Raw genomic sequence first — 25,301 nt, 5'->3', positions numbered from 1 at the left:
GAAATCCAGATGAAAAAATTAATAAGTGGTATTATGGCTGTGGCAATGGTATTAAGTCTTGCAGCCTGTCAAAAAGAAACAAAAGTTATCTCATTAAGTGGTAAAACAATGGGAACAACTTATCATGTTAAATACCTTGATGAAGGATCGATGAAAGCAACATCTGAAAAGACGCATGAAGAAATTGAAGCTATCTTAAAAGATGTGAACGCTAAAATGTCCACTTACAAAAAAGATTCGGAACTGAGCCGTTTCAATCAAAATACCCAAGTGAATACACCGATTGAGATTTCAGCAGATTTTGCCAAAGTATTGGCCGAAGCGATTCGTTTAAATAAAGTGACTGAAGGTGCATTGGATGTAACTGTTGGCCCAGTTGTGAATTTATGGGGATTTGGCCCTGAAAAACGTCCAGAAAAACAACCTACACCAGAACAATTAGCTGAACGCCAAGCTTGGGTTGGTATTGATAAAATTGCCCTCGATATGAGTGGTGCAAAACCGACATTAAGCAAAGCACTTCCTCAAGTTTATGTTGATTTGTCTTCGATTGCTAAAGGTTTTGGCGTTGATCAGGTTGCTGAAAAATTAGAACAACTAAATGCTCAGAATTACATGGTTGAAATCGGCGGTGAAATTCGTGCGAAAGGAAAAAATATTGAAGGCAAACCTTGGCAGATCGCAATTGAAAAACCAACTACAACAGGTGAACGAGCGGTTGAGGCTGTCATTGGATTAGACAATATGGGAATGGCAAGTTCTGGCGATTATCGTATTTACTTTGAAGAAAATGGTAAACGCTTTGCTCATGAAATTGATCCGAAAACAGGTTATCCAATTCAGCATCATTTAGCTTCAATTACGGTACTTGCACCAACCTCAATGACTGCAGATGGCTTATCAACAGGGTTATTTGTGCTGGGTGAAGACAAGGCGTTAGAAGTGGCAGAGAAAAATAATCTTGCTGTTTACTTAATCATTAAAACAGATAATGGTTTTGTCACAAAATCATCCTCTGCTTTCAAAAAATTAACAGAAACAAAAGAATAGTTATGCAAACTTTATTTTTTACTTTAATCGCTTTCGTCGCAATTATATTGTTGATGTCTATCGGATTTATTATCAAAAAACAAAGTTTAAAAGGCAGTTGTGGTGGTTTATCTACCCTTGGTATTGCCAAAGCTTGCGATTGTGATAAACCTTGCGACACGCTGCAATCAAAATTAGATGCGGGCGATGAACAAGCGAAAGCTGAATATGAGCAAAAATTCGCGAAAAAAGATGATGATTCGCAATTTTATGAAGTGAAATAACTTGCTCAAAAATGACCGCACTTTATGTGCAAAATAAAATTAACGGCAAAATTATTTTGCCGTTTTCTCATTCAATGACCAATGTGCTTCGCCTTAACCGAAGTTACGGGAGAACTATGTTAATTTCAAATACTTATAATCAACACTTTCCTCAACTGACGCAAGAACAGCTTGCGAGAAATGCGACAAAAAAAGTGATTTGTGGTATGTCTGGCGGAGTGGATTCTTCTGTGTCAGCTTTTATTCTTCAACAGCAAGGCTATCAGGTGGAAGGCCTGTTTATGAAAAACTGGGAAGAAGATGATGATACGGATTACTGCACTGCAGCAGCTGATCTTGCAGATGCTCAAGCAGTATGTGATAAATTGGGTATCAAACTACATAAAATTAATTTTGCAGCAGAATACTGGGATAATGTCTTTGAGCATTTTCTGACTGAATATAAAGCAGGGCGCACGCCGAACCCTGATATTTTGTGTAATAAAGAAATTAAATTTAAAGCATTTTTAGAATATGCAGCTGAAGATCTTGGCGCCCATTACATTGCAACAGGGCATTATGTACGTAGAGCTGGTGATGATGAAAATGCAAAATTATTACGTGGTCTAGACGCTAATAAAGATCAAAGTTATTTTCTTTATACCTTAAGCCATAAACAAGTGGGGCAAAGTTTATTCCCCGTCGGTGAAATTGAGAAGCCCATTGTTCGCGCTATTGCTGAAGATCTTGGCTTAATTACGGCGAAGAAAAAAGATTCTACCGGTATTTGTTTTATTGGTGAGCGTAAATTTAAGGATTTCTTAGCGCGTTACTTACCTGCTCAACCTGGTGATATTCGTACTGTTGATGGTGAAATTATTGGTCGCCATGATGGCTTGATGTATCACACGTTGGGACAGCGTAAAGGATTAGGCATTGGTGGTTTAAAAAATGCGGGTGATGAGGCTTGGTATGTGGTAGATAAGGATGTGGAAAATAATGAACTTATTGTCGCTCAGGGGCACGATCATCCTCGTTTATTTTCAAAAGGTTTGATTGCTAGCCAATTACATTGGGTTGATCGCGAACCTATTCGAGAGTTATTACGTTGCACGGTGAAAACGCGTTATCGCCAACAAGATATTCCTTGTGTGATTGAACCAATTGAGGATGAAACCATTCGAGTTATTTTTGATGAACCTCAATCAGCAGTAACCCCAGGGCAATCTGCCGTATTTTACCTTGGTGAAGTTTGTTTGGGCGGTGGTATTATCGAAGAAAGAATATAAAACAAAGATACTAAAAGCGCATTTTATGCGCTTTTAGACTATTTATTCAAACCAAATGACACTTGCCATTCGGCCTGTTTGGTTGTCACGGCGATAAGAAAAGAACAATTCTTTTTCATTGAATGTACAGTGATTTCCACCATAAATTTGCGTAATGCCTAGATTGTTTAATCGCTGAGTCGCGATTTGATAAAGATTACCTAGATATTTACCTTCTCCTATTGCATCAGGTTGAAAGGCGAGTTTGGCTTTTTCATCTACTGCAACAAACTTTTCTACAACATCAATACCAACTTGAAAGGCTTTTGGACCTATTGCAGGGCCAAACCACGCGATAATATCTTCAGGTTTGGCCTGAAAGCATTTGACAGTTTCTTCCAATACGCCATCACATAAACCACGCCAGCCAGCATGTGCTGCAGCTACTTCATTGCCAGATGTTGTGGTGAATAGAACCGGCAAACAGTCTGCAGTCATAATAGCACAAACTTGATGAGGAACATTTGTATAAACTGCATCCGCTTCAAGATTTTGTCCTGAATAAGGTAATTGAATCACTCGAGTACTGTGTGTTTGCGTTAGAAATATAGGTGTTTGTGGCAAACCAAATTTTTCTACTAATAAAGTGCGGTTAGTTTTTACCGCACTTTTGTTATCACCGACATGATCGCCTAAGTTAAAACTAAAATAAGGCGTCAAGCTTACGCCCCCTTCACGAGTAGTGGTAAAGGCATGAATGTTCTTTGGAACGCTCCAATTTGGGTTAATCACTTGCATGTTAATAATCTAACTCATCTTGATGCTCGAGATAGTCGGCTTTGAGTGCATTAAGCAATTCAACAAAGTCATCTGGTAATGGTGCATACCATTCCATCATTTCACCTGTAATTGGATGAGCTAAGCGTAACATGACCGCATGTAAAGCTTGACGTTTGAAATTACGCAATACTTCCATAAAGTCTTCACTCGCATTTTTTGGTGGACGAGGACGTCCTCCATAGGTTTGATCGCCTAACAATGGATGGGCAATATGTGCCATATGAACACGGATTTGATGTGTACGACCTGTTTCCAAACGTAAACGTAAACGGGTGTAGTTACGGTAATTCTCCATAATACGATAATGGGTGACAGCGGGTTTTCCCATTGGATGAACCGCCATTAAAGTACGTTTGGTTGCATGACGAGCCATAGGTTGATCGACTGTGCCACCTTTAGTCATAATGCCTGAGGCTACTGCTTCATATTCACGCGTAATTTTGCGTTTTTGTAAGTCGCGTACTAACTTAGTTTGTGCTGGAATAGTTTTCGCAACAACCATTAGGCCTGTCGTATCTTTATCTAATCGATGCACAATTCCTGCACGCGGTACTTCTGCTATCGGGGGATAATGATAGAGTAGCGCATTGAGCACGGTTCCATTTGGATTGCCAGCACCAGGATGTACCACAAGATCTTTGGGTTTATTAATCACAATAATGTCGTCATCTTCATACACGATATTCAATGGAATATTTTCTGGTTCAAAATGTGTCTCATCTTCCACTTCTACGGTGATTTCTATTTTTTCTCCTCCGAGTACTTTCTCACGCGGAATATTGGCAATGCGATCATTAAGTTTCACGAGATCTGCTTCAATCCACGTTTTTAATCGGGAGCGAGAATATTCAGGGAACAACTCTGCAAGTGTTTGGTCTAAACGTTGTCCCATTTGTTCTAGTTGCACTTCAGCTGAAAGGGTAATTTGTGGCATAAATAGCTCTTAAAAATTTTAAAAGTTGGCTTATTGATTAATGTTCTATACAATAGCGGACAATTGTATCTTATTTATTGGTTTTCGTAAAAATTAAGGAAAAAACAATGCGTAAAATAAAATCTTTGGCATTGCTTGCCGTGGCAGCATTGGTTGTTGGATGTTCAAGTGGTTCAAAAGATGTGGAGCAAGCATCAGTAAATGAGTTGTACACTAAAGGTGTCACATCATTACAAGAAGGCGGTTATTCTGAAGCTATTCGTTATTTAAAAGCAGCGACTGAACGTTTCCCTGGTAGTATTTATCAAGAACAGGCGATGCTAGATTTAATTTATGCAAACTATAAAGCACAAGATTATACGCAAGTATTATTGACGGTAGATAGCTTTTTACATCAATTCCCACAAAGTCCGAACCAAGACTATGCAGTCTATATGGCTGGGTTAACCAACGCTGCAACAGGTGATAATTTCATTCAAGATTTCTTTGGAATTGATCGTGCGACACGTGAAACCACTTCTATGCGTACCGCTTTTTCTAATTTCCAAAATTTAGTTCGTGTATTCCCTAATAGCCCTTATGCTCAAGATGCTTTAGCTCGTATGGCTTATATTAAAGACGCGCTTGCTCGTCATGAGTTAGATATTGCAAAATTCTATGCAAAACGTGATGCTTGGGTTGCAGTGTCAAACCGTGTAGTTGGAATGTTGAAACAATATCCTGATGCTAAAGCAACTTATGAAGGTTTATTTTTGATGAAAGAAGCGTATGAAAAAATGGGTTTAACAGCATTAGCCAATGATACCCAAAAAATTATTGATGCAAATAAAGATAAAACCTTTGCACCAATTGAAAAACCAGATGAGCCAGAATTAAAAGTTCCGACTGTTAAATAGTCATAGGATATGAATAAAAAGCCCGAATAATTTCGGGCTTTTTGCTATATATTATCCTCGATGTGCATTTTTCATAATACGATCTTTTGTTACTTTCCATTCACGCTCTTTAATATCATCGCGTTTATCATGTTGTTTTTTACCTTTGGCTAAACCAATTTTGACTTTTGCCCATGCACTTTTCCAATAAAGAGAAAGCGCTACGATGGTAAAACCGTCTCGGTTTGCTTTGCCAAATAGGGATGCTAATTCGCGTTTATTTAATAATAACTTTCGAGTGCGAGTTGGATCACAAACAATATGCGTTGATGCAACATTTAATGGCTGAATGCTTGCACCGAATAAAAAGGCTTCGCCATTTTTGAAAATGACATAACTATCACTAATGTTTGCCTTTCCTGCGCGCATTGATTTGACTTCCCAGCCTTGTAGCTCAAGACCTGCTTCAATTTCATCTTCTATAAAATAATCATGTCTCGCACGTTTATTCAGTGCGATAGTATTTGATCCTGGTTTTACTTTTTTCTTTGTCATAATTTTTATACCTTATTTTGCTTGGCGCATTTTATCGGATATCTATTTTTATAGCAAAAAAGATCATCTAGGTAGAACTAGCAGTCGCGTTTATTTTCAAACTTTAAAAGATAAAGGATTTATAGAAAACTCAAGAAAAAATCACCGCACTTTTGTAAGAAAAAACAGACACATTGCTGTGTCTGTTTAAGTGAGATAAAAAAGATGAATTAAGTTTTGGTGATTTATATAAAGTGAATAAACGATTATTCCAAACGTTTTGCCACTTTAAGCCAATCAGCTTTAAATTCACGATGCATATTATTAATTGCATCAATAATATCATGGTGAACAAGTTGTTCATTTTGGATGCCTACGCAGTAGCCACCTTTACCTTGTAGCAATAAATCTACCGCGTATGCGCCCATACGTGAAGCAAGAATACGGTCAAATGCACAAGGTGAACCACCACGTTGAATATGCCCTAAAACAGTTGCACGAGTTTCGTGTCCAACGCGAGCTTCAATTTCTTTTGCCAGAGAATGAACATCGGTTAAAAGTTCTGTGATTGCAATAATTGCATGGCGTTTACCACGAATAATACTACGTTCAATTTGTTGAATTAATTCTTCACGATTGAATTCAATTTCTGATGCGACGATATATTCGCAACCGCCAGCGATGCCCGCAGAAATCGTTAAGTCACTACAGTGGCGACCCATAATTTCAACGATAGAAATACGTTGGTGTGAGCTTGATGTATCACGTAAACGATCGATAGCATCGACTGCGGTTTGTAATGCGGTTTGATAGCCGATGGTATAGTCAGTACCTGCAACATCATTATCAATAGTGCCTGGTAAGCCAACACAAGGGAAACCATGTTCTTCGGTTAACAATTTTGCGCCCATGTAAGAACCGTCACCACCGATAACAACAAGTGCATCAATGCCGTGAGAACGTAAAATTTCAGCACATTTCGCACGAACATTTGGATCCTTAAATTCAGGAAAGCGTGCAGAACCTAAGAAAGTACCGCCACGATTAATCACATCTGATACGCTGTAGCGGTTTAGTTGTTTGATTTTATTGTTGTATAAGCCCTGGTAACCATCATAGATACCAAATACTTCTAAGCCTTCTGCAAGTGCAGAACGTACTACGCCACGAATTGCGGCATTCATACCTGGCGCATCGCCACCACTTGTTAAAACTGCAATTTTTTTAATCATATTTACCTACTTTTAACCGTAATTGGAAACTGGCATAAGATTACATCATTAGAGGTATCTGCTCTAGCAAAATCTGATGAGATTTTGATCCGGCATAATTTTTTACATTATTTTTGACAAAACAGTTGCCACTTCAAATCTTGTAAGTGCTTTCTTTCTATATCCACAACGTATTTTTGCAAATGTTGTTGCACTTTATCGATGGATAAATGTTTAGAAAGTGTTGGTTGCTGTACTTTTTGTGAATATTGATACTGAACAAAGCCACATTGTGGTAATTGTCGTCCTTTCATCACATTGACTTGCCAAGATGGATTTTCCTTTGTTGGCGAATAGATGACATATCCATTTAATTCCTGTGGATTCATCGAATTTTCTGGAATAGCATCGAAATGGAAATCTTTTACGCCTGTATTACGATAAATACGTTCTCTCAATGCGATCCGCTCTTTAATTGAACGCGCTGGTTGATTGCGATCAAAGAGAATTTCAATTTCAGATTGCCAATTTTCTAGTGTATCTGGCTTAGCTATATAAACATAGCGTGCAATGGTTTGTAAATCTTGGCTGCCAGTAAGGGCATAATTTTTACCGTTGTGCTCTAACTGTGTAGGAACATTTAATTGAGTCAGTTTAGTTGCACAGCCAGAGAGTATAAGTGCGGTCAATATAACAAAAATTTTATTCATTGATATCTCGCTTAAATACAAATTCGCTTTCAGTGGATGATGCCGAATCAAACCAATAACCACCTAAATCAAATTCTTTTAACTGTTCAATGTTGGTTAAACGATTTTGAATAAGATAACGGCACATTAAGCCTCGAGCTTTTTTAGCATAAAAGCTGATTACTTTGTATTTTCCATTTTTATTGTCTAAGAAAACTGGCTTGATTATCTTGGCTTTAAGTTGGTTTTCTTTAACCGATTTATAATATTCATCAGAGGCTAGATTGACTAATACATTATCGCCTTGTTCATCTATAGCTTGTTGAACCGCTTGGGTAATCACATTTCCCCAAAAGGCATACAGATCTTTTCCTTTCGGATTGGCTAATTTTGTGCCCATTTCTAATCGGTAAGGTTGCATTAAATCAAGTGGTTTTAAAAGTCCATAAAGGCCAGAAAGCATACGTAAATGGGATTGCGCAAAAAGGACATCATCTTCCGAAAGTGAGTCTGCATCTAAACCAGTATAAACATCGCCTTTAAATGCAAATAATGCAGCGCGGGAATTGTTTTCATTGTGAAATTTTGTCCATTCTGCAAAGCGTGCGGCATTTAGACCAGCTAACTTATCGCTGATAGACATAAGCGATGAAAGATCTTGCGGAGAAAGTTTACGACAAACCTCAATAAGTTGTTCGCTGTAATCAGTAAAGTGCGGTTGAGAAACAGGAAAATTTTTTACCGCACTTTCAAAGTCAAGGGTTTTCGCAGGGGAGATAATGGCTAACATAATCGTCCTTTTATGAAAAAAGAATAGGCGTATCTTAGCATAAAAATTTACACTAAACGCGTTTATATAGCCCATTTTCATTCATGATGAGATCTTGCAATTCAAGATCGAGCAACTGAACAAGTAAAACATCGACACTCAAGTTAAATTCTTCAGCTAAATCATCAATGCTCACAGGCGTGTAACCGATACGCGAGTAAAGTTTCGGGTGACTTGGTGCTTCTACTAATCGCCGAGGATCGGGTGGTGGCGTGTAATTAGGCACAGCGATCTGGTCAAAATCGATTTCAGTTTGGCTATGAATAGAATGTTGGTAGAGGGTTTCCAAAATATCCTTTGCATTTTCCACCAACATTGCGCCTTGTTGGATGAGGCGATTACAACCTTGGCTAAATTCACTTTGAATATTGCCTGGAACAGCAAAAACCTCTCGGTTTTGTTCCAATGCATACCGAGCGGTAATCAGAGAGCCGCTTTTTTCTGTGGCTTCAACCACTAATGTCCCGACAGAAAGCCCGCTAATAATCCTATTACGACGAGGGAAATTTGTCGTAATAGGTGCTTGGTTTGGTAAAAACTCAGAAACTAATGTGCCGTTGTTTTGCAAAATAAGTTCTGAAAGTTTTCGGTGTTTTACGGGATAAATTTGTTCTAACCCGCTTCCCAAAACTGCTATGGTTTGTCCTTGAATATTAACAACTGCTTGATGGCAATGCCCATCTATTCCCAATGCAAGTCCACTGGTAATCGTAAAGCCAGCCAATGAAAGTTCCGTAGCAAAATATTTAGCCCAATATTCACCATAAGCCGTGCAGTAGCGACTTCCCACCATCGCAATTTGACGTTGTGAAAGTGCGGTCAAATTTCCTTTTACAAATAGCAGAGGAGGAAAGCTTGCTATCTGTTTCAATAGAAAGGGATAAAAGGGGGAAAAAGAATTTACCAAATGATTCCCCTCTTTTTGTGACCACTCTAGTGCAGGCTCAATAAATTTTGCTTCAGGCTTGAACCAACGACGAATTTGAATGGCGCCCCATCCCATTTGTCGGAAAGCAACATCATCATAATTGAGCAACTCATCTAGCGTAATATTGGATAAAATTTTATCAATGCCAACTCCGCCAAGTTTAGGGACTTGCATTAGGCGGAGTAGTGTGTAGGTAATATCTTGCATGCTTTTTCCTTTTTGATTTGAAAATTTAGTATGGAAAAAACGAGTGAAAGAAACGATTAACTTGAAAGCATTTTACGATGTAGATCGCAAAAATTCTTTTTGATGAGTAAAAAATTGCAAAATTTTTCTTATTTTGAAAATGTAAAAAATTCAATAATAAAAATTCGCTGATTGCAATTAATTTGGTTGAATATTCTTTTTATTTTAGATTTGTTAGTTAAATGTATATTTCATATTGTATATTAATGATTATTTTTGATATAAAACGCTAAAAAATAGTTTGACAGTCAGTTTTTTATTCGTAATATGGAAAACGTTTTACACAGAAGGATTTTTATTTATGTATCATATTGTTTCTTTATCTCTCAACCTGCTGCTCTCACATTCGGTGTGCGGCTAAGTTGTGGATGAAAAACAGTCAGATGTAAATACCTAATTTTAAACCCGCACTTTATAAGTTGCGGGTTTTTTGTCTAAAAAATACAGGAAAATGCACCGCACTTTTGGAGTGATTTCAGAAGGATATTTAGTAAGGACATTGTTATGACAGATCGCGTTATTATTTTTGATACCACCTTGCGTGATGGGGAACAGGCGTTAAAAGCAAGTTTGACGGTAAAAGAAAAGTTGCAGATTGCTTTATCACTTGAACGCTTAGGCGTGGATGTAATGGAAGTGGGGTTCCCCGTTTCTTCTCAAGGAGATTTTGAGTCTGTTCAAACCATTGCGCGCCATATTAAAAACGCTCGTGTTGCCGCGTTATCTCGAGCCGTAGATAAAGACATTGATGCCGCATACGAAGCATTGAAAGTTGCTGAAGCATTCCGTATTCATACTTTTATTGCAAGTTCTGCATTGCATGTTGAAGCGAAATTAAAACGTTCTTTTGATGATGTGGTAGGAATGGCCGTTGCAGCAGTGAAACGAGCACGTAATTATACGGATGATGTTGAGTTCTCTTGCGAAGATGCCGGCCGTACCGGTATCGACAATATCTGCCGTATTGTTGAAGCCGCAATTAATGCGGGTGCAACTACGGTAAATATTCCCGATACGGTAGGTTTCTGCCTACCAAATGAATATGGCAACATTATTGCTCAAGTGCGCAATCGTGTACCGAATATCGATAAAGCAGTGATTTCTGTGCATTGCCACAATGACTTAGGCATGGCAACCGCTAATTCTTTAACAGCAGTACAAAATGGTGCGCGCCAAATTGAATGTACCATTAATGGAATTGGTGAACGTGCGGGCAATACCTCTCTTGAAGAAGTGGTCATGGCAATGAAAGTGCGTCAGGATTTTATGGGCGTGGATACTCGTATTAATACCCAAGAAATTCATCGTGTGAGCCAAATGGTCAGCCAGCTTTGCAATATGCCGATTCAACCGAATAAAGCCATTGTGGGTTCAAATGCTTTTGCGCACTCTTCTGGCATCCATCAAGATGGTATGTTGAAAAACAAAAATACCTACGAAATCATGTCTCCAGAAACGATCGGTTTGAAAAAAGAAAAATTGAATTTAACCGCACGTTCAGGTCGCGCAGCGGTAAAAGGTCATATGACGGATATGGGCTATAACGAACAAGATTACGATTTGGATAAATTGTATGACGCGTTCTTAAAATTGGCGGATAAAAAAGGTCAAGTGTTTGATTATGACTTGGAAGCATTGGCGTTTATTGATATGCAACAGGGCGATGAAGATCGTTTGGTATTAGATAAACTTTCTGCACACTCAACGAAAGAATATCCAGCCACAGCCTTTGTTCAATTGAAGTTAGATGGCGAAAAATTAAGTACGTCTTCAATTGGCGGTAATGGCCCAGTGGATGCGGTTTATAATGCCATCTTAAATTTAACGGGTTTAGAAATCAAAATGTCTCACTATAACTTAACCGCTAAAGGCGAGGGCGCAGAAGCATTAGGGCAAGTGGATATTGTGGTGGAACATGAAGGCCGTAAATTCCATGGTGTTGGTTTAGCAACAGATATTGTTGAATCTTCCGCGTTAGCGTTAGTGCATGCGATTAATGCCATTTATCGCGCACATAAAGTGGCAGACATTAAAAGCCACAAACATCATTAACCCAATTCCTCTCTTTACAAAAGAGAGGAGAAAATATGAAGAAAATTAACCGCACTTTAGTGTGAAAAAATAGGAAAAACAATATGCAATCATACAACATCGCAGTTCTACCAGGAGACGGTATCGGCCCGGAAGTGATGGCTGAAGCTATTAAAGTGTTAAACAAAGTCCAAGAAAAATTCGGTTTTAAACTTAACTTCAATGAGTTTTATGTGGGCGGTGCTGCAATTGATCATTGTGGTTGCCCATTACCACCCGAAACCTTAAAAGGTTGTGATGATGCTGACGCGATTTTGTTTGGTTCTGTGGGTGGTCCGAAATGGACAAATTTACCACCAGATCAACAACCAGAACGTGGTGCATTATTACCATTGCGTAAACATTTCAAATTATTCTGCAATCTTCGTCCTGCAACCCTTTATAAAGGTTTAGAAAAATTCTGCCCATTACGTGCAGATATTGCGGCAAAAGGATTTGATATGGTGGTTGTACGCGAATTAACCGGCGGGATTTATTTCGGTCAGCCTAAAGGCCGTGAAGGTGAAGGTGCACAAACTAAAGCTTTCGATACCGAAGTTTATTACAAATATGAAATCGAACGTATTGCCCGTGCAGCTTTTGATGCGGCAATGAAACGTCGTAAACATGTGACTTCTGTGGATAAGGCGAACGTATTACAAGCTTCAATCTTATGGCGTGAAACTGTGACAGAAGTGGCGAAAGATTACCCTGAAGTCACCTTAGATCACATTTATATCGACAATGCGACCATGCAATTAATCAAAGCCCCTGAATCTTTTGATGTACTTCTCTGCTCTAACATTTTCGGCGATATTATTTCTGATGAAGCCGCGATGATCACAGGGTCTATGGGGATGTTGCCATCTGCTAGCTTAAACGAAGAAGGTTTCGGCTTATATGAGCCTGCTGGCGGTTCTGCACCAGATATTGCAGGCAAAGGCATTGCTAACCCAATCGCACAAATTCTTTCTGCCGCGATGATGTTGCGTTATAGCTTCAACTTAAATGATGCGGCAGATGCGATTGAAAATGCTGTGCAAAAAGTCTTAGCAAGCGGTCACCGTACGGGAGATTTAGCTGATGATTCCGCGCCTGTTTCAACTGCGGAAATGGGTACATTAATTGCTAACGCAATCTAATAAAAAAACAATGAAGGTGCGGTTTAAAAATACCTCGGATTTTGACCGCACTTACTCTAACAAAAGCCTCTAACGAATTGAGAAAAATTATGGCAAAAACTCTTTACGAAAAATTATTCGATGCCCACGTGGTGTACGAAGCGGAAGGCGAAACGCCGATTTTGTATATTAACCGTCATTTAATCCATGAAGTGACCAGTCCGCAAGCTTTTGACGGTTTACGTGTCGCAGGCCGTCAAGTACGTCAAGTAAGTAAAACTTACGGCACTATGGATCACAGTATTTCTACCCAAGTACGCGATGTGAACAAACTTGAAGGCCAAGCAAAAATTCAAGTATTGGAACTTGCAAAAAACACGAAAGCGACCGGTATTCAATTATTCGACATGACCACGAAAGAACAAGGTATCGTGCATGTGATGGGACCGGAACAAGGCTTAACTTTGCCAGGTATGACAATTGTCTGTGGTGACTCCCATACCGCTACCCACGGTGCATTCGGTGCCTTGGCATTTGGTATCGGTACCTCCGAAGTAGAACACGTTTTAGCCACACAAACCTTAAAACAAGCCCGTGCAAAAAGCATGAAAATTGAAGTGCGAGGCAAAGTGGCGCCGGGCATTACCGCCAAAGACATTATTCTTGCCATTATCGGTAAAACCACTATGGCAGGCGGCACAGGCCATGTAGTGGAGTTCTGTGGTGAGGCTATTCGCGATCTTTCCATGGAAGGCAGAATGACGGTGTGCAACATGGCAATCGAAATGGGCGCGAAAGCTGGCTTAATCGCACCAGATGAAACCACTTTCGAATACTTAAAAGGCCGTCCACATGCCCCGAAAGGGAAAGATTGGGATGATGCAGTTGCTTATTGGAAAACCTTAAAATCCGATGATGATGCGAAATTTGACACGGTCATCACATTAGAAGCGAAAGATATTGCGCCACAGGTAACTTGGGGAACAAACCCAGGCCAAGTAATCGGTATCGATCAGCCAGTGCCAAACCCAGCAGAAATGACCGATCCCGTGACTCGTGCTTCAGCAGAAAAAGCCTTGAATTATATTGGCTTAGACGCTAACACTGATTTAAAAGATATCCCTGTAGATCAAGTATTTATCGGTTCTTGTACCAATGCTCGTATCGAAGATTTACGTGCGGCAGCGGCTGTCATGAAAGGCCGCAAAAAAGCCGATAACGTAAAACGTATTTTAGTGGTACCAGGCTCCGGTTTAGTGAAAGAACAAGCGGAAAAAGAAGGTTTGGATAAAATCTTTATCGAAGCGGGCGCAGAATGGCGTAATCCGGGCTGTTCCATGTGCTTAGGGATGAACGATGACCGTTTAGGCGAATGGGAACGTTGTGCTTCCACTTCAAACCGTAACTTTGAAGGTCGCCAAGGTCGTAACGGTCGTACCCACTTAGTGAGTCCTGCCATGGCTGCCGCAGCGGGAATGTTCGGTAAATTCGTTGATATTCGTGACGTCACATTAAACTAAGGAGCAGAAAATGGCAGGATTTAAACAACTTTCAGGCTTAGTAGTGCCATTGGATGCAGCAAACGTGGATACGGATGCGATTATTCCAAAACAATTTTTACAAGCGATTACGCGCTTAGGTTTCGGCAAGCACTTATTCCATGAATGGCGTTATTTGGATGTAGAAGGCACTAAACCAAATCCAGATTTCGTATTAAATTATCCACAATATCAAGGCGCGACCATTTTATTAGCACGTAAAAACCTTGGTTGCGGTTCTTCTCGTGAACATGCACCTTGGGCGCTAGCCGATTACGGTTTCAAAGTGATGATCGCACCAAGTTTTGCAGATATTTTCTATAACAACAGCTTAAACAACCACATGTTACCGATTCGTTTAAGCGAAGAAGAAGTAGAAGAAATCTTCCAATGGGTGTGGGCAAATGAAGGCAAACAAATCCATGTGGATTTGGAAGCGATGACCGTCACTGTAGGTGACAAAGTCTATCACTTTGAACTGGATGAGTTCCGCCGTCATTGTTTGTTAAACGGCTTGGACAATATCGGTTTAACTCTTCAATACGAAGAAAAAATCTCAGAATACGAAAAAAACATCCCAACGTTCTTGCGCTAAAAAAGATAAAAGTGCGGTGATTTTTCACCGTACTTTTGATCTAATCTAACGTTTTAATGATTCCATTATCGACCGAAAACATTTTTCTGTTTTCGACTTGCATCTCTTTTAGTTGTTCTTGAGTAATGGCTGTAACAAACACTTGTGAGCCACTTTGTTGTAATCGTTCTGCCAACAGCGCTCGCTTATATTGATCCAATTCTGATGCAAAATCATCGATCAAAAAAATACAATGGCGTTGCTTTTCTTTCATTAAATGTTCGCCTTGAGCCAATCTTAATGCGCACATTAAAAGTTTAAGTTGTCCACGAGAAAGCACATCTTCGACAGGTAATCCCTGTGCTTTGAAACGAAAATCAGCTTTTTGAGGGCCAGAAAATGTGTAATTTAAGGCACGATCTCGTTCAAAATTTTGCTCAAGAATCTCAGCGTAATCCGTATTTTTTTCCCAGCCTTGATGAAAGCTGACATTAATTTCTAATTCAGGGAGGAAAAGTTGGCAAGTTTGCTCGATTTCAGGGCGCAGTGCTTCTGCATAGTCGGCACGCCATTGACTCACTTGATGAGCGAGTTTGGCAAGCTCGACATCCCAAACTTTAATAGCGGAGTAGGGCTGATTTTGTGCAAGCGCTGCATTTCTTTGTTTGAGTAATCGATTAAGATTGCTCCAAGCAGTATAAAAACTTGTTTGATGGTGAAAAAGTCCCCAATCCAAAAATGCTCGGCGATAACTTGGCCCCCCATTTAGTAAGGTTAAGCCTTCTGGGGTGATTAATTGCATTGGCAAAAGATGAGCAAGATCAGAAATTTTATTGCCATCTTCACCGTTAATTTTTACTAACGTGTTGCCTTGACGAAGTTTTTGTAACCCCACTGACCATTGATGTTGGCTTTCTTGGATTTGTCCAAATAGGGTAAAGTGAGGTTCGTCGTAAGAAATGATGCGATTTGTTACCGCACTTTTGAATGAGCGTCCGTGACCAAGATAAAAAATGGCTTCTAATAAGCTTGTTTTCCCGCTGCCATTATTGCCGACCAAAAAGTTAAAGCCGGGATCAAAATCAAGATCCACGGCTGTTAAGTTACGAAATTTTTCGACCAGTAAACGCGAAATCGCCATATTATAAACGCATTGGCATAATTACATATTCGCTACTGCTATCTTCGCAATTTTCGATTAAGCAACTAGAAGAGGCATCAGTTAGGCGCATGCGAACTTGATTGCATTTAAGCGCATTTAAAACATCAAGAATATAGGTGACATTAAAGCCCACTTCTAATTCTTCGCCATTGTAATTGACATCTACGATTTCTTCCGCTTCTTCATGTTCGGTGTTGGAGGCGGTAATTTTTAGTTGGTTTTCGCTTAAGTTTAAACGCACGCTACGTACGCGCTCATTCGATAAGATTGACGCGCGAACAAAGGCTTGTTTAAGAATTTCCCAGCTGCCTTCGACAATTTTCGTTGCATTACGAGGCAGTACTCGGCGATAGTCAGGGAAACGGCCATCAATTAATTTTGATGTAAATACAATGTTTTTTAGATGAATATGTAAATTGTTGGTACCGATTTGTAAACGTGCAGGTTCATCGCTTGTTTCTAATAAACGAACCAGTTCTAACACGCCTTTACGCGGTAAAATCACAGAATGATTTTGTAATTCTTGCTCAAGCGAGATGGTGCAGACTGCAAGTCTATGGCCATCTGTCGCCACTGTACGCAATAAATTGCCTTCTGTTTCAAACTTCATACCATTTAAGAAATAGCGGGCATCTTGGTTTGCCATGGAAAATTGAGTGGCTTCAATTAAACGGCGCAAGGTATTTTGCGGTAGTTCAAAATCTACTTCAGACTGCCAATCCGTGAGGTTGGGATATTCTTCGGCAGGTTGGGTTGTCAGCGTAAAGCGGCTACGCCCAGATTGTACTAATGCACGGTCTTGTTCAAAAGTCACCGTGATTTCTGAATCATCAGATAAAGTGCGGCAAATATCTAAGAATTTTTTTGCTGGAATCGTAAAGGTGCCATTTTCAGAAGACGATGAAAGCTGAGTTTGACTAGAGAGTTCGACTTCCAAATCTGTGCCCGTGATAGTCAATCGATTATCTTCAATTTGCAACAGCACGTTGTTTAATACTGGAATATTTGGGCGATTACTCAATACGCCACATACTTGCTGCAACGGTTTTAATAAATTTTCTCTTGAAATACTAAATTGCATTGCGTTCTCCTTTTTATGCGGACAAAGTACGGATTAAATTCGCCCAATCTTCTTGAATGCTATTGTCTTGCTCGCGGAATTTTGGTACTTCGCGGCAAGCGTTTAATACGGTTGTATGATCACGGTCAAAGGCGCGACCGATTTCTGGCAAACTGCGGTTTGTTAATTCTTTTGCTAAGGCCATTGCAATTTGGCGAGGACGAGTGACTGAACGTGCACGGCTTTTTGATTTTAAATCTGAAACCTTAATTCGATAATATTCAGCTACCACTTTTTGAATATTTTCAATGGTAACCAAGCGTTCTTGCAGAGCCAAAATATCTTTTAAGGTGTCACGCACGAAATCAATATCAATGTCACCGCCTTTGAAGTCTTGCATTGCTTTCACGCGATTTAACGCCCCTTCGAGTTCACGCACGTTGGTACGCAAGCGCTGAGCAATGAAGAAAGCAACTTCTTCTGGCAAGTTCATATTATGTTCTTCTGCCTTTTTCAATAAAATCGCTACACGCGTTTCAAGATCGGGCGGCTCAATAGCTGTTGTTAATCCCCAGCCAAAACGTGATTTTAAACGTTCTTCAATTTTTTCAATTTCTTTTGGATAACGATCTGATGTTAAGATAATTTGGCGACCAGTTTCAAATAAGTTATTGAATATATGGAAGAATTCTTCTTGAGTTTTTTCTTTTTCAGCGAAAAATTGAATGTCATCCACTAAAAGTGCGTCGAGAGAACGATAGAATTTTTTGAACTGATCCATTTTATTATCACGCACTGCTTTTACCATATGTTGCATAAAGTTGTTGGCGTGAATATAAAGCACTCGCGCATTCGGTTTATTGGCTAAAATGCCGTTGCCAATGGCGTGTAACAAGTGAGTTTTCCCTAAACCAGTGCCGCCATATAAAAAGAAAGGATTGGCTGATGGTTCGCCTGGTGCTTGAGCAAGTTTTTGACCGACTGCGCGTGCGAGTTGGTTCGATTTACCTTCAACAAAGTTATCAAATAAGTGTTTAGTATTGAGATGAGATTCAAATTTTACTGAAGCACTAGATTCAGCTTGAAAATCTACCGCTCTTTCTGTTTTAGGATTGCCACTTGGTGCATTGTCTACTACTTTGGGGGTCGGTTTGACCCCTTCTTTTAAAGAAATACTCAGTTCGGGATTTTGTGCAAGTGTTTGACAAATTTGCTGGATTTGTGCGAGATAATGAGTTTCCACCCAACCTTTCACAAACATATTAGAAGCATATAAAACAATGTGGTTATCCGCCACCACATCAGCCTGTAAAGGACGAAGCCAAGTGCTAAGATCGCTGGCTGAAACTTGATCTTGAAGTTGTAACAGGCAACCTTGCCAAAGATTTGAGAGATTCACAAAAGGATCCTTGTTGTTTTTGTAATAGAGAAAAGTGCGGTAAAAATTGGCGGAGATTTTACAATAAATGCGTGGAAAGATCTTCTAAAAAATCGGCTTGAGATTTATACAAAAATCCGTATAATCCCCCCGATTTTGGAAGTTCGAGAGTTTTTCCCGAAAAATTTCCGTTTCTTATTTGACGAACGCGTATTTTATGATTAAAATTGCGCTCTATTTTTATTAACTCATAATCTGGATTTAGGTAGATTACAATGAAACGTACATTTCAACCTTCTGTATTAAAACGTAGTCGTACTCACGGTTTCCGTGCTCGTATGGCAACTAAAAATGGCCGTCAAGTTTTAGCGCGTCGTCGTGCTAAAGGTCGTAAAAGTTTATCTGCATAATCACCGTTCTTAGTGGTTAAGCTGAACTTTTCAAGGGAGTTACGTTTGTTAACTCCCGTTCAATTCAAAAATGTCTTCGAACAACCGTTCAGAGCTAGCACGCCAGAAATAACCATCCTTGCCAGAAAAAATAATCTTGAGCATCCTCGCTTAGGTTTGACTGTCGCTAAAAAACATTTAAAACGAGCTCATGATCGTAATCGTATTAAACGCTTAGTGCGAGAAAGTTTTCGTTTATCGCAACATCGTTTACCAGCATGTGATTTTGTTTTTGTTGCAAAAGGTGGTATTGGTAAGCTTGATAATAGCTCTTTTGTGCAAATCTTAGAAAAATTATGGCAACGACACATTCGTTTGGTGCAAAAATCTTAATTGGATTTATTCGTTTCTATCAAGTTGTTATTAGTCCTCTTATCGGACCGCGTTGTCGGTTTGTGCCTACTTGTTCTTGCTATGGCATTGAAGCGTTAAAAACACATGGATTGTTAAAAGGTAGTTGGCTTACTCTAAAACGTGTATTAAAATGTCACCCCTTGAACGCTGGTGGATTCGATCCTGTTCCACCTAAAATCAATAATAACGATGAGAAAAAATAATGGACTCAAGACGTAGCCTATTAGTGTTAGCGCTAATTTTTATTTCTTTCCTTGTTTATCAGCAATGGCAGTTGGATAAAAATCCACAAGTGCCAACTGAGCAAACAACTTCAATGACTGCCAATTCTGATGTTCCGGCAAGTTCTCCTTCTTCTAATTCGCAAGTTGTAGCAGACTCTCAAACTCATGGCCGTATTATTACCCTTGAAAACGATGTATTCCGTTTGAAAGTTGATACTTTAGGCGGTGATGTAATTAGTTCTGAATTATTAAAATATGATGCTGAATTGGATTCCAAAACACCGTTTGAGTTATTAAAGGACACCAAAGAACATGTGTATATTGCACAAAGTGGTTTAATTGGTAAAAACGGTATCGATACTCGTTTTGGTCGTGCGCAATATCAAATTGAAGGTGATAATTTTAAATTAGCAGATGGTCAAGCGTCTCTCTCAGTTCCTCTTCTTTTTGAAAAAGATGGTGTGACTTATCAAAAAATCTTCGTATTAAAACGCGGTAGCTATGATTTAGGCGTAGATTACAAGATTGATAACCAAAGTGGTCAAGCTATTGAAGTGGAACCTTATGGTCAATTAAAACATTCTATTGTTGAAAGCTCTGGTAATGTCGCAATGCCAACTTACACTGGTGGCGCATATTCTTCTTCAGAAACAAATTATAAAAAATATAGTTTTGGTGATATGAAGGATAATAATCTTTCTATTGATACTAAAGCTGGTTGGGTTGCAGTATTACAGCATTATTTCGTATCGGCTTGGATCCCTAATCAAGATGTAAATAATCAACTTTACACAATTACAGATACTAAAAATAATGTTGCTTCCATCGGTTATCGTGGTCCTATTGTCACTATTCCTGCTGGTGGTCAAGAGACGATTACAAGTTCATTATGGACTGGCCCTAAACTTCAAAACCAAATGGCTACTGTAGCAAATCACTTAGATTTAACGGTTGATTATGGTTGGGCTTGGTTTATTGCGAAACCGTTATTCTGGTTATTAACCTTTATCCAAGGGATTGTGTCTAATTGGGGTTTAGCGATTATCTGTGTAACAATCGTTGTGAAAGCAATTTTATATCCACTTACGAAAGCACAATATACTTCAATGGCTAAAATGCGTATGTTGCAACCTAAAATGCAAGAAATGCGTGAACGTTTCGGTGATGATCGCCAACGTATGAGCCAAGAAATGATGAAACTTTATAAAGAAGAAAAAGTAAATCCACTCGGTGGTTGTTTGCCAATTCTTCTTCAAATGCCAATCTTCATCGCATTGTATTGGACATTTATGGAAGCAGTTGAATTACGTCATGCTCCGTTCTTTGGTTGGATTCAAGATTTATCAGCACAAGATCCTTATTATATTTTCCCTATTTTAATGGGTATCTCAATGTTCTTGTTGCAAAAAATGTCTCCAACACCAGTGGCTGATCCAATGCAGCAAAAAGTGATGAACTTTATGCCATTAGTCTTTATGTTCTTCTTCTTATGGTTCCCTGCTGGTTTAGTGTTGTACTGGTTAGTTTCTAACTTAATTACAATTGCACAACAGCAATTAATTTATCGAGGGTTAGAGAAAAAAGGGTTACATTCCCGTAAGAAATAGTCACTAACTGGCAAAAAGAAAGGCACGAATAGTGCCTTTCTTTATTTTGCTGTCGTGGGTAAGTATACCCACGGTTAATTATAGTTATAATAGTTCCCCTTTGGGGAACGTTAATATCTTCCCCAAGGGGGTAACACTGGGATGAACCTAGGGTATACCTACCCTAGGAAACATATCTACCCCAGACAATAATAGGTTTTTTATGAAAGAAACAATCGTTGCTCAAGCTACTGCGCCAGGTCGTGGTGGTATTGGGATTTTAAGAGTCTCTGGGCCTTTAGCAACAGAAGTTGCACAAGCGGTGTTGGGAAAGTGTCCTAAGCCAAGAATGGCTGATTATCTCCCTTTTAAGGATGCTGATGGCACTGTTTTAGATCAAGGGATTGCCCTTTACTTCAAATCACCACATTCATTTACTGGTGAGGATGTATTGGAATTGCAAGGTCATGGTGGGCAGGTTGTATTAGATTTATTACTCAAACGTATTTTGCAAATTGACGGAATCCGTTTGGCTAGACCGGGTGAGTTTTCTGAACAAGCTTTTTTGAATGATAAATTGGATCTTGCTCAAGCGGAAGCCATTGCTGATTTAATTGATGCAACATCAGAACAGGCAGCACGCTCAGCATTAAAATCTTTGCAAGGTGAATTTTCAAAGAAAGTAAATGAATTAGTTGATTCTGTTATTTACTTACGCACCTATGTAGAAGCGAGCATTGATTTTCCTGATGAAGAAATTGATTTCTTGGCGGATGGAAAAATTGAAGCAAACTTACGCGGTATTATTAATCAGTTGGAAGATGTTCGCTCTGAAGCCAAACAAGGTTCTATTTTACGTGAGGGCATGAAAGTGGTGATTGCCGGTCGTCCGAATGCAGGTAAATCGAGCTTGCTTAATGCGCTAGCTGGTCGTGAAGCGGCTATCGTAACGGATATTGCGGGCACAACGCGCGATGTATTGCGTGAGCATATTCATATCGACGGCATGCCATTGCATATTATTGATACCGCGGGGCTTCGGGATGCAACCGATGAAGTAGAGCGAATTGGCATTTCTCGCGCATGGACGGAGATTGAACAAGCCGATCGTATTATTTTGATGTTAGATAGTAGCGATCCTGAAAGTGCAGATTTAAGCAAAGTACGGTCAGAATTTTTAGCAAAATTACCCACAACATTGCCTGTCACTCTTGTTCGAAACAAAATTGATTTAAATGATGAACAAGCAAGTGAAAGCGAACAGGGCGGTTATCAAATTATTAGTCTTTCCGCTCAAACGCATGATGGTGTACAACTTTTACGTGAGCATTTGAAACAAGCAATGGGCTTTCAAACTGGCATGGAAGGGGGCTTTTTAGCTCGTCGTCGTCATTTAGATGCACTTGAGAAGGCTGCAGAGCATTTGCAAATCGGTTTGGTTCAACTTACAGAATTTCATGCGGGAGAACTTTTAGCGGAAGAATTACGTTTAGTACAAGCTCACTTGAGTGAAATTACAGGTGAATTCACATCAGATGACTTGCTAGGTAATATTTTTAGTTCTTTCTGTATTGGAAAATAATTTCTAAATTATGAGCTTTTATACACTTTGTATTATTGCACTGGGCTTATCAATGGATGCTTTTGCTGTATCCATTTCTAAAGGTGTTGCATTAAGATCTTTTCGTTGCAAACACGCTCTTTATATTTCTCTATGTTTTGGATTTTTCCAAGGTATCATGCCTGCAATAGGTTTTTTTGTAGGCTTGCAATTCAGTTCAATGATTCAAGATTGGGATCATTGGATTGGTTTTGTTTTACTTGCATTAATTGGCATTAATATGGTGCGTAAGGGATTAAATGCTGATTCCGAAGCAAGTGTAGAGCCATCTATAAATTTGAAACGTTTATTGACTTTGGGTTTAGCTACGAGTGTGGATGCCTTAGCAATTTGCATATCTTTTGCTTTTCTTTCTGTCGATATTTTTTCGGCTATGGTAATTATTGCACTGACTACTTTTATCATTTCATTATTCGGCGTAAAGAGCGGTCATTTTCTTGGGCAAAAATTTAGATCAAAAGCGGATATTTTTGGTGGAATAGTGCTGATTGGAATTGGTATTAGCTTGCTTTATGAGCACGGTGTTTTCACTTTTTAAGATGCTAATTTTCTACGTTTAGATTATAATCGGGGAAAATTTTATGTTTATAACAAGGGTTATAGAATGTTAATTGAAAAAATGCACAATTTATCAAATTCAAAGGCAGCTAAGTTTATTTTGGGTTTGATTACTTTATCGTTTTTAGTAGGCGGTATGTCTGGCTATCTTTTTAGTTCAAATGATACTTATGCTGCAAAAGTTAATGGTGAAGCGATTTCGCAACAAGATTTTTTAAATCGCTACAACCAAGAATTTGAGGCTCGTGCACAACGCGAAGGCGAAGCATTTATGGCTAAGTCAGATTCTCCAGAATTTGTTACCGCACTTCGTCAAAGCACCATCAATCGAATGATTGATCAAGAATTGCTTCGTCAATATGCGAAAGAATTAAAATTAGGCGTGAGTGATGAAATGATTAAACGAGCAATCGTGACAGATCCTAATTTTCAAGTTAATGGCAAATTTGATAACGGTGTTTATCAACAAGTATTACAACAAAATCGTTTAAGTTCAGATGGTTATGCGGCTATTTTGCGTGGCGCATTAACTCTTGAACAAATGCAAAGTGGTGTTGCTAACAGTGAGTTTATCGTGCCTGCTCAAGCAAAAAATACCGCAGAAGTTTTCTTCCAAAAACGTTCAGCGCGCTTAGCGACGTTATCTCTTGCTGATGAAATGGCAAAGCAATCTGTATCTGATGATGAAATTAAAGCTTATTACGAAGCTAATCAAAAATCTTTTGTTCAGCCAGAACAAGTGAAGGTTCAATATATTGATCTCTCAGGTACCCAAATCGAAAAAGGTATCGAAGTTAAAGATGTGGAAATTGCCCAATATTATCAAGATAATAAAGCTCAATTTATGACTCAGCGTTTAGCACATATTCAATTTGCAAATGAGCAAGATGCTAAGTCTGCTTACGATGAATTACAAAAAGATGCAAATTTCGCTGATGTAGCTAAAGCTAAATCTTTAGATAAAGTTTCTGGTGAGAATGGTGGTGATTTAGGTTGGGTAAATGCGAATGAATTACCAAAAGCCTTTGAAGATGCAGCCGCTGCATTGCAGGTAGGGCAATATAGCCAGCCAATCAATGTGGATGGCAATTACCATATTGTTTTAGTGCAAGAACGTAAAGCTCAAACTTTAGATGAAGTGAAAGCACAAGTTGCAGATTTAGTGCGTAAATCCTTATTAGAAAATCGTTATTACGCAATTGAAAAGCAAGTGCGTGATAAGGCTTTTGAAGATAGCAAATCACTGAATACCGCTGCACAAGTTGCAGGTGTTAAAGTTCAAGAGAGCGGTTATTTTTCTCGTCAAAATGTACCTGCAGAATTAAATTTCCCTAATGTAGTTTCTGCCGTTTTTGAATCTGATATTGCCAATGGTGGTGCTAACTCAGAACCTTTAAACGTAGGCGATTATCACGCTATTGTTGTGCGTGTGTTAGATCACAAACCTGAAGGTGTGAGAACATTGGAAGATGCGAAAGCAGATATTGAAATGTTCTTAAAACGCCAGAAGGCTGAAAATGTTCTTAACGAGAAAGCACAACAAGCGGTGAAAGCATTAAGCGAAAATGCTGAATCAAAAGTGGATGGAATTAATTTCTCAAGTGAGCAAATTTTTACTTTAAGTGAAAATAAAGATCCAATTTTAACAAATGGCGTATTTTCAATTGCTAAACCAGCATCAGGTAAAGTTGTTTACCAAGTTGCTCGTAATGAGAAAGGAGATGTGGTTATTATTGCTTTAAATAAAGTAGAAGACGGCGTGCTTAACGATAAAGAATTAAGCCAATTTAGTGCTCAATTATTACGTACAAGTCAGGCTGAAGTTCAAGCGCAATTAATGCAAGGATTGCGTGAGAGAGCAAAAATTGAAGTAAATGATTCTTTCATCAATCAAGATGATGAAGCTCAGCAATAATTGATTAAATTGCAATCTCAGATAAATTTTGATAAAAAGTGCGGT

General features: G+C 39.0%; 25 protein-coding genes. 15 read left to right on the top strand and 10 right to left on the bottom strand.

Annotation, left to right across the window (positions count from 1 at the left end; all coding sequences use genetic code 11):
- The first annotated feature begins 9 nt into the window (after positions 1–9).
- The 3 genes from DV424_RS03695 to mnmA all read left to right on the top strand — a co-directional run bounded on the left by DV424_RS03695 (position 10) and on the right by mnmA (position 2,581).
- Positions 10–1,050 carry an FAD:protein FMN transferase gene (locus DV424_RS03695; protein ID WP_118859115.1) on the top strand — a complete coding sequence of 347 codons (1,041 nt, stop codon included), beginning with the start codon at positions 10–12 and terminating at the stop codon, positions 1,048–1,050.
- 2 nt (positions 1,051–1,052) lie between these two features.
- Positions 1,053–1,313, top strand: a complete 261-nt coding sequence (gene nqrM, locus DV424_RS03690; RefSeq protein ID WP_005629187.1) for a (Na+)-NQR maturation NqrM — start codon at positions 1,053–1,055, stop codon at positions 1,311–1,313.
- A 116-nt stretch (positions 1,314–1,429) separates the two neighbouring features.
- Positions 1,430–2,581, top strand: a complete 1,152-nt coding sequence (gene mnmA, locus DV424_RS03685; protein ID WP_118859165.1) for a tRNA 2-thiouridine(34) synthase MnmA — start codon at positions 1,430–1,432, stop codon at positions 2,579–2,581.
- A gap of 42 nt (positions 2,582–2,623) precedes the next feature.
- On the opposite strand, the gene pgeF is transcribed toward mnmA, so the two are convergent.
- Both pgeF and rluD read right to left on the bottom strand, forming a co-directional pair.
- Positions 2,624–3,358 (bottom strand): peptidoglycan editing factor PgeF, encoded by a 735-nt coding sequence (gene pgeF, locus DV424_RS03680; protein WP_118859114.1) that lies wholly within the window; start codon positions 3,356–3,358, stop codon positions 2,624–2,626.
- A 1-nt stretch (position 3,359) separates the two neighbouring features.
- Positions 3,360–4,334 carry a 23S rRNA pseudouridine(1911/1915/1917) synthase RluD gene (gene rluD, locus DV424_RS03675; protein WP_118859113.1) on the bottom strand — a complete coding sequence of 325 codons (975 nt, stop codon included), beginning with the start codon at positions 4,332–4,334 and terminating at the stop codon, positions 3,360–3,362.
- Positions 4,335–4,441: 107 nt separating this feature from the next.
- Here rluD and DV424_RS03670 point away from each other — a divergent pair, with 107 nt between their 5' ends.
- On the top strand, positions 4,442–5,230 hold the full coding sequence (locus DV424_RS03670) for an outer membrane protein assembly factor BamD (RefSeq protein ID WP_118859112.1): 789 nt from the start codon (positions 4,442–4,444) through the stop codon (positions 5,228–5,230).
- 51 nt (positions 5,231–5,281) lie between these two features.
- On the opposite strand, the gene smpB is transcribed toward DV424_RS03670, so the two are convergent.
- The 5 genes from smpB to dprA all read right to left on the bottom strand — a co-directional run bounded on the left by smpB (position 5,282) and on the right by dprA (position 9,607).
- Positions 5,282–5,764 carry an SsrA-binding protein SmpB gene (gene smpB, locus DV424_RS03665; protein ID WP_005633362.1) on the bottom strand — a complete coding sequence of 161 codons (483 nt, stop codon included), beginning with the start codon at positions 5,762–5,764 and terminating at the stop codon, positions 5,282–5,284.
- A gap of 245 nt (positions 5,765–6,009) precedes the next feature.
- Entirely contained in the window at positions 6,010–6,975 is a 966-nt protein-coding gene (pfkA, locus tag DV424_RS03660) for a 6-phosphofructokinase (RefSeq protein WP_005633361.1), read from the bottom strand.
- A 107-nt stretch (positions 6,976–7,082) separates the two neighbouring features.
- A complete protein-coding gene (locus DV424_RS03655) occupies positions 7,083–7,664 on the bottom strand; it encodes a hypothetical protein (RefSeq protein ID WP_118859111.1) in 582 nt (193 codons plus the stop codon).
- Complete coding sequence (gene yaaA / locus DV424_RS03650) at positions 7,657–8,433, bottom strand: peroxide stress protein YaaA (protein ID WP_118859110.1); 777 nt, start codon at positions 8,431–8,433, stop codon at positions 7,657–7,659. The genes DV424_RS03655 and yaaA overlap by 8 nt, the downstream gene beginning before the upstream one ends.
- Before the next feature lie 52 nt (positions 8,434–8,485).
- Complete coding sequence (gene dprA, locus DV424_RS03645) at positions 8,486–9,607, bottom strand: DNA-processing protein DprA (RefSeq protein ID WP_118859109.1); 1,122 nt, start codon at positions 9,605–9,607, stop codon at positions 8,486–8,488.
- Positions 9,608–10,150: 543 nt separating this feature from the next.
- On the opposite strand from dprA, the gene leuA reads away from it, so the two are divergent.
- From leuA to leuD, 4 genes are all read left to right on the top strand, one after another.
- Positions 10,151–11,698, top strand: coding sequence for a 2-isopropylmalate synthase (gene leuA, locus DV424_RS03640; RefSeq protein ID WP_114908745.1), 1,548 nt, complete (start codon positions 10,151–10,153; stop codon positions 11,696–11,698).
- A gap of 83 nt (positions 11,699–11,781) precedes the next feature.
- Positions 11,782–12,858 carry a 3-isopropylmalate dehydrogenase gene (leuB, locus tag DV424_RS03635; protein WP_118859108.1) on the top strand — a complete coding sequence of 359 codons (1,077 nt, stop codon included), beginning with the start codon at positions 11,782–11,784 and terminating at the stop codon, positions 12,856–12,858.
- A gap of 89 nt (positions 12,859–12,947) precedes the next feature.
- On the top strand, positions 12,948–14,357 hold the full coding sequence (leuC, locus tag DV424_RS03630; RefSeq protein ID WP_118859107.1) for a 3-isopropylmalate dehydratase large subunit: 1,410 nt from the start codon (positions 12,948–12,950) through the stop codon (positions 14,355–14,357).
- Between the two features lie 10 nt (positions 14,358–14,367).
- Positions 14,368–14,970: a 3-isopropylmalate dehydratase small subunit gene (leuD, locus tag DV424_RS03625; RefSeq protein WP_118859106.1), complete on the top strand. Its 603-nt coding sequence runs from the start codon at positions 14,368–14,370 to the stop codon at positions 14,968–14,970.
- Between the two features lie 40 nt (positions 14,971–15,010).
- Here the strand turns inward: leuD and recF are convergent, their stop codons facing one another.
- Genes recF through dnaA form a run of 3 tightly spaced genes read right to left on the bottom strand, consistent with a single transcriptional unit; the run spans position 15,011 to position 18,570 of the window.
- Positions 15,011–16,090, bottom strand: coding sequence for a DNA replication/repair protein RecF (gene recF / locus DV424_RS03620; protein WP_118859105.1), 1,080 nt, complete (start codon positions 16,088–16,090; stop codon positions 15,011–15,013).
- A gap of 1 nt (position 16,091) precedes the next feature.
- Positions 16,092–17,192 carry a DNA polymerase III subunit beta gene (gene dnaN, locus DV424_RS03615; protein ID WP_118859104.1) on the bottom strand — a complete coding sequence of 367 codons (1,101 nt, stop codon included), beginning with the start codon at positions 17,190–17,192 and terminating at the stop codon, positions 16,092–16,094.
- Between the two features lie 13 nt (positions 17,193–17,205).
- Positions 17,206–18,570 (bottom strand): chromosomal replication initiator protein DnaA, encoded by a 1,365-nt coding sequence (dnaA, locus tag DV424_RS03610; RefSeq protein WP_118859103.1) that lies wholly within the window; start codon positions 18,568–18,570, stop codon positions 17,206–17,208.
- Positions 18,571–18,824: 254 nt separating this feature from the next.
- On the opposite strand from dnaA, the gene rpmH reads away from it, so the two are divergent.
- The 7 genes from rpmH (at position 18,825) to ppiD (ending at position 25,256) form a co-directional block, all read left to right on the top strand.
- A complete protein-coding gene (gene rpmH / locus DV424_RS03605) occupies positions 18,825–18,959 on the top strand; it encodes a 50S ribosomal protein L34 (protein ID WP_005539760.1) in 135 nt (44 codons plus the stop codon).
- A gap of 12 nt (positions 18,960–18,971) precedes the next feature.
- Complete coding sequence (rnpA, locus tag DV424_RS03600; protein WP_032803246.1) at positions 18,972–19,331, top strand: ribonuclease P protein component; 360 nt, start codon at positions 18,972–18,974, stop codon at positions 19,329–19,331.
- Positions 19,295–19,555: a membrane protein insertion efficiency factor YidD gene (gene yidD, locus DV424_RS03595; protein ID WP_005627402.1), complete on the top strand. Its 261-nt coding sequence runs from the start codon at positions 19,295–19,297 to the stop codon at positions 19,553–19,555. The genes rnpA and yidD overlap by 37 nt, the downstream gene beginning before the upstream one ends.
- Positions 19,555–21,183, top strand: a complete 1,629-nt coding sequence (gene yidC, locus DV424_RS03590; protein WP_118859102.1) for a membrane protein insertase YidC — start codon at positions 19,555–19,557, stop codon at positions 21,181–21,183. Before yidD ends, yidC begins: the two co-directional genes overlap by 1 nt.
- 202 nt (positions 21,184–21,385) lie before the next feature.
- On the top strand, positions 21,386–22,744 hold the full coding sequence (gene mnmE / locus DV424_RS03585; RefSeq protein ID WP_118859101.1) for a tRNA uridine-5-carboxymethylaminomethyl(34) synthesis GTPase MnmE: 1,359 nt from the start codon (positions 21,386–21,388) through the stop codon (positions 22,742–22,744).
- 10 nt (positions 22,745–22,754) lie between these two features.
- Positions 22,755–23,321 (top strand): manganese efflux pump MntP, encoded by a 567-nt coding sequence (locus DV424_RS03580; protein WP_118859100.1) that lies wholly within the window; start codon positions 22,755–22,757, stop codon positions 23,319–23,321.
- Between the two features lie 66 nt (positions 23,322–23,387).
- Positions 23,388–25,256, top strand: a complete 1,869-nt coding sequence (gene ppiD, locus DV424_RS03575; protein ID WP_118859099.1) for a peptidylprolyl isomerase — start codon at positions 23,388–23,390, stop codon at positions 25,254–25,256.
- Positions 25,257–25,301: the final 45 nt, after the last annotated feature.

Source organism: Haemophilus haemolyticus (genome assembly GCF_003493605.1).
Classification (GTDB): domain Bacteria; phylum Pseudomonadota; class Gammaproteobacteria; order Enterobacterales; family Pasteurellaceae; genus Haemophilus; species Haemophilus haemolyticus_J.
This window is presented reverse-complemented; position numbering and strand designations above follow the sequence as displayed.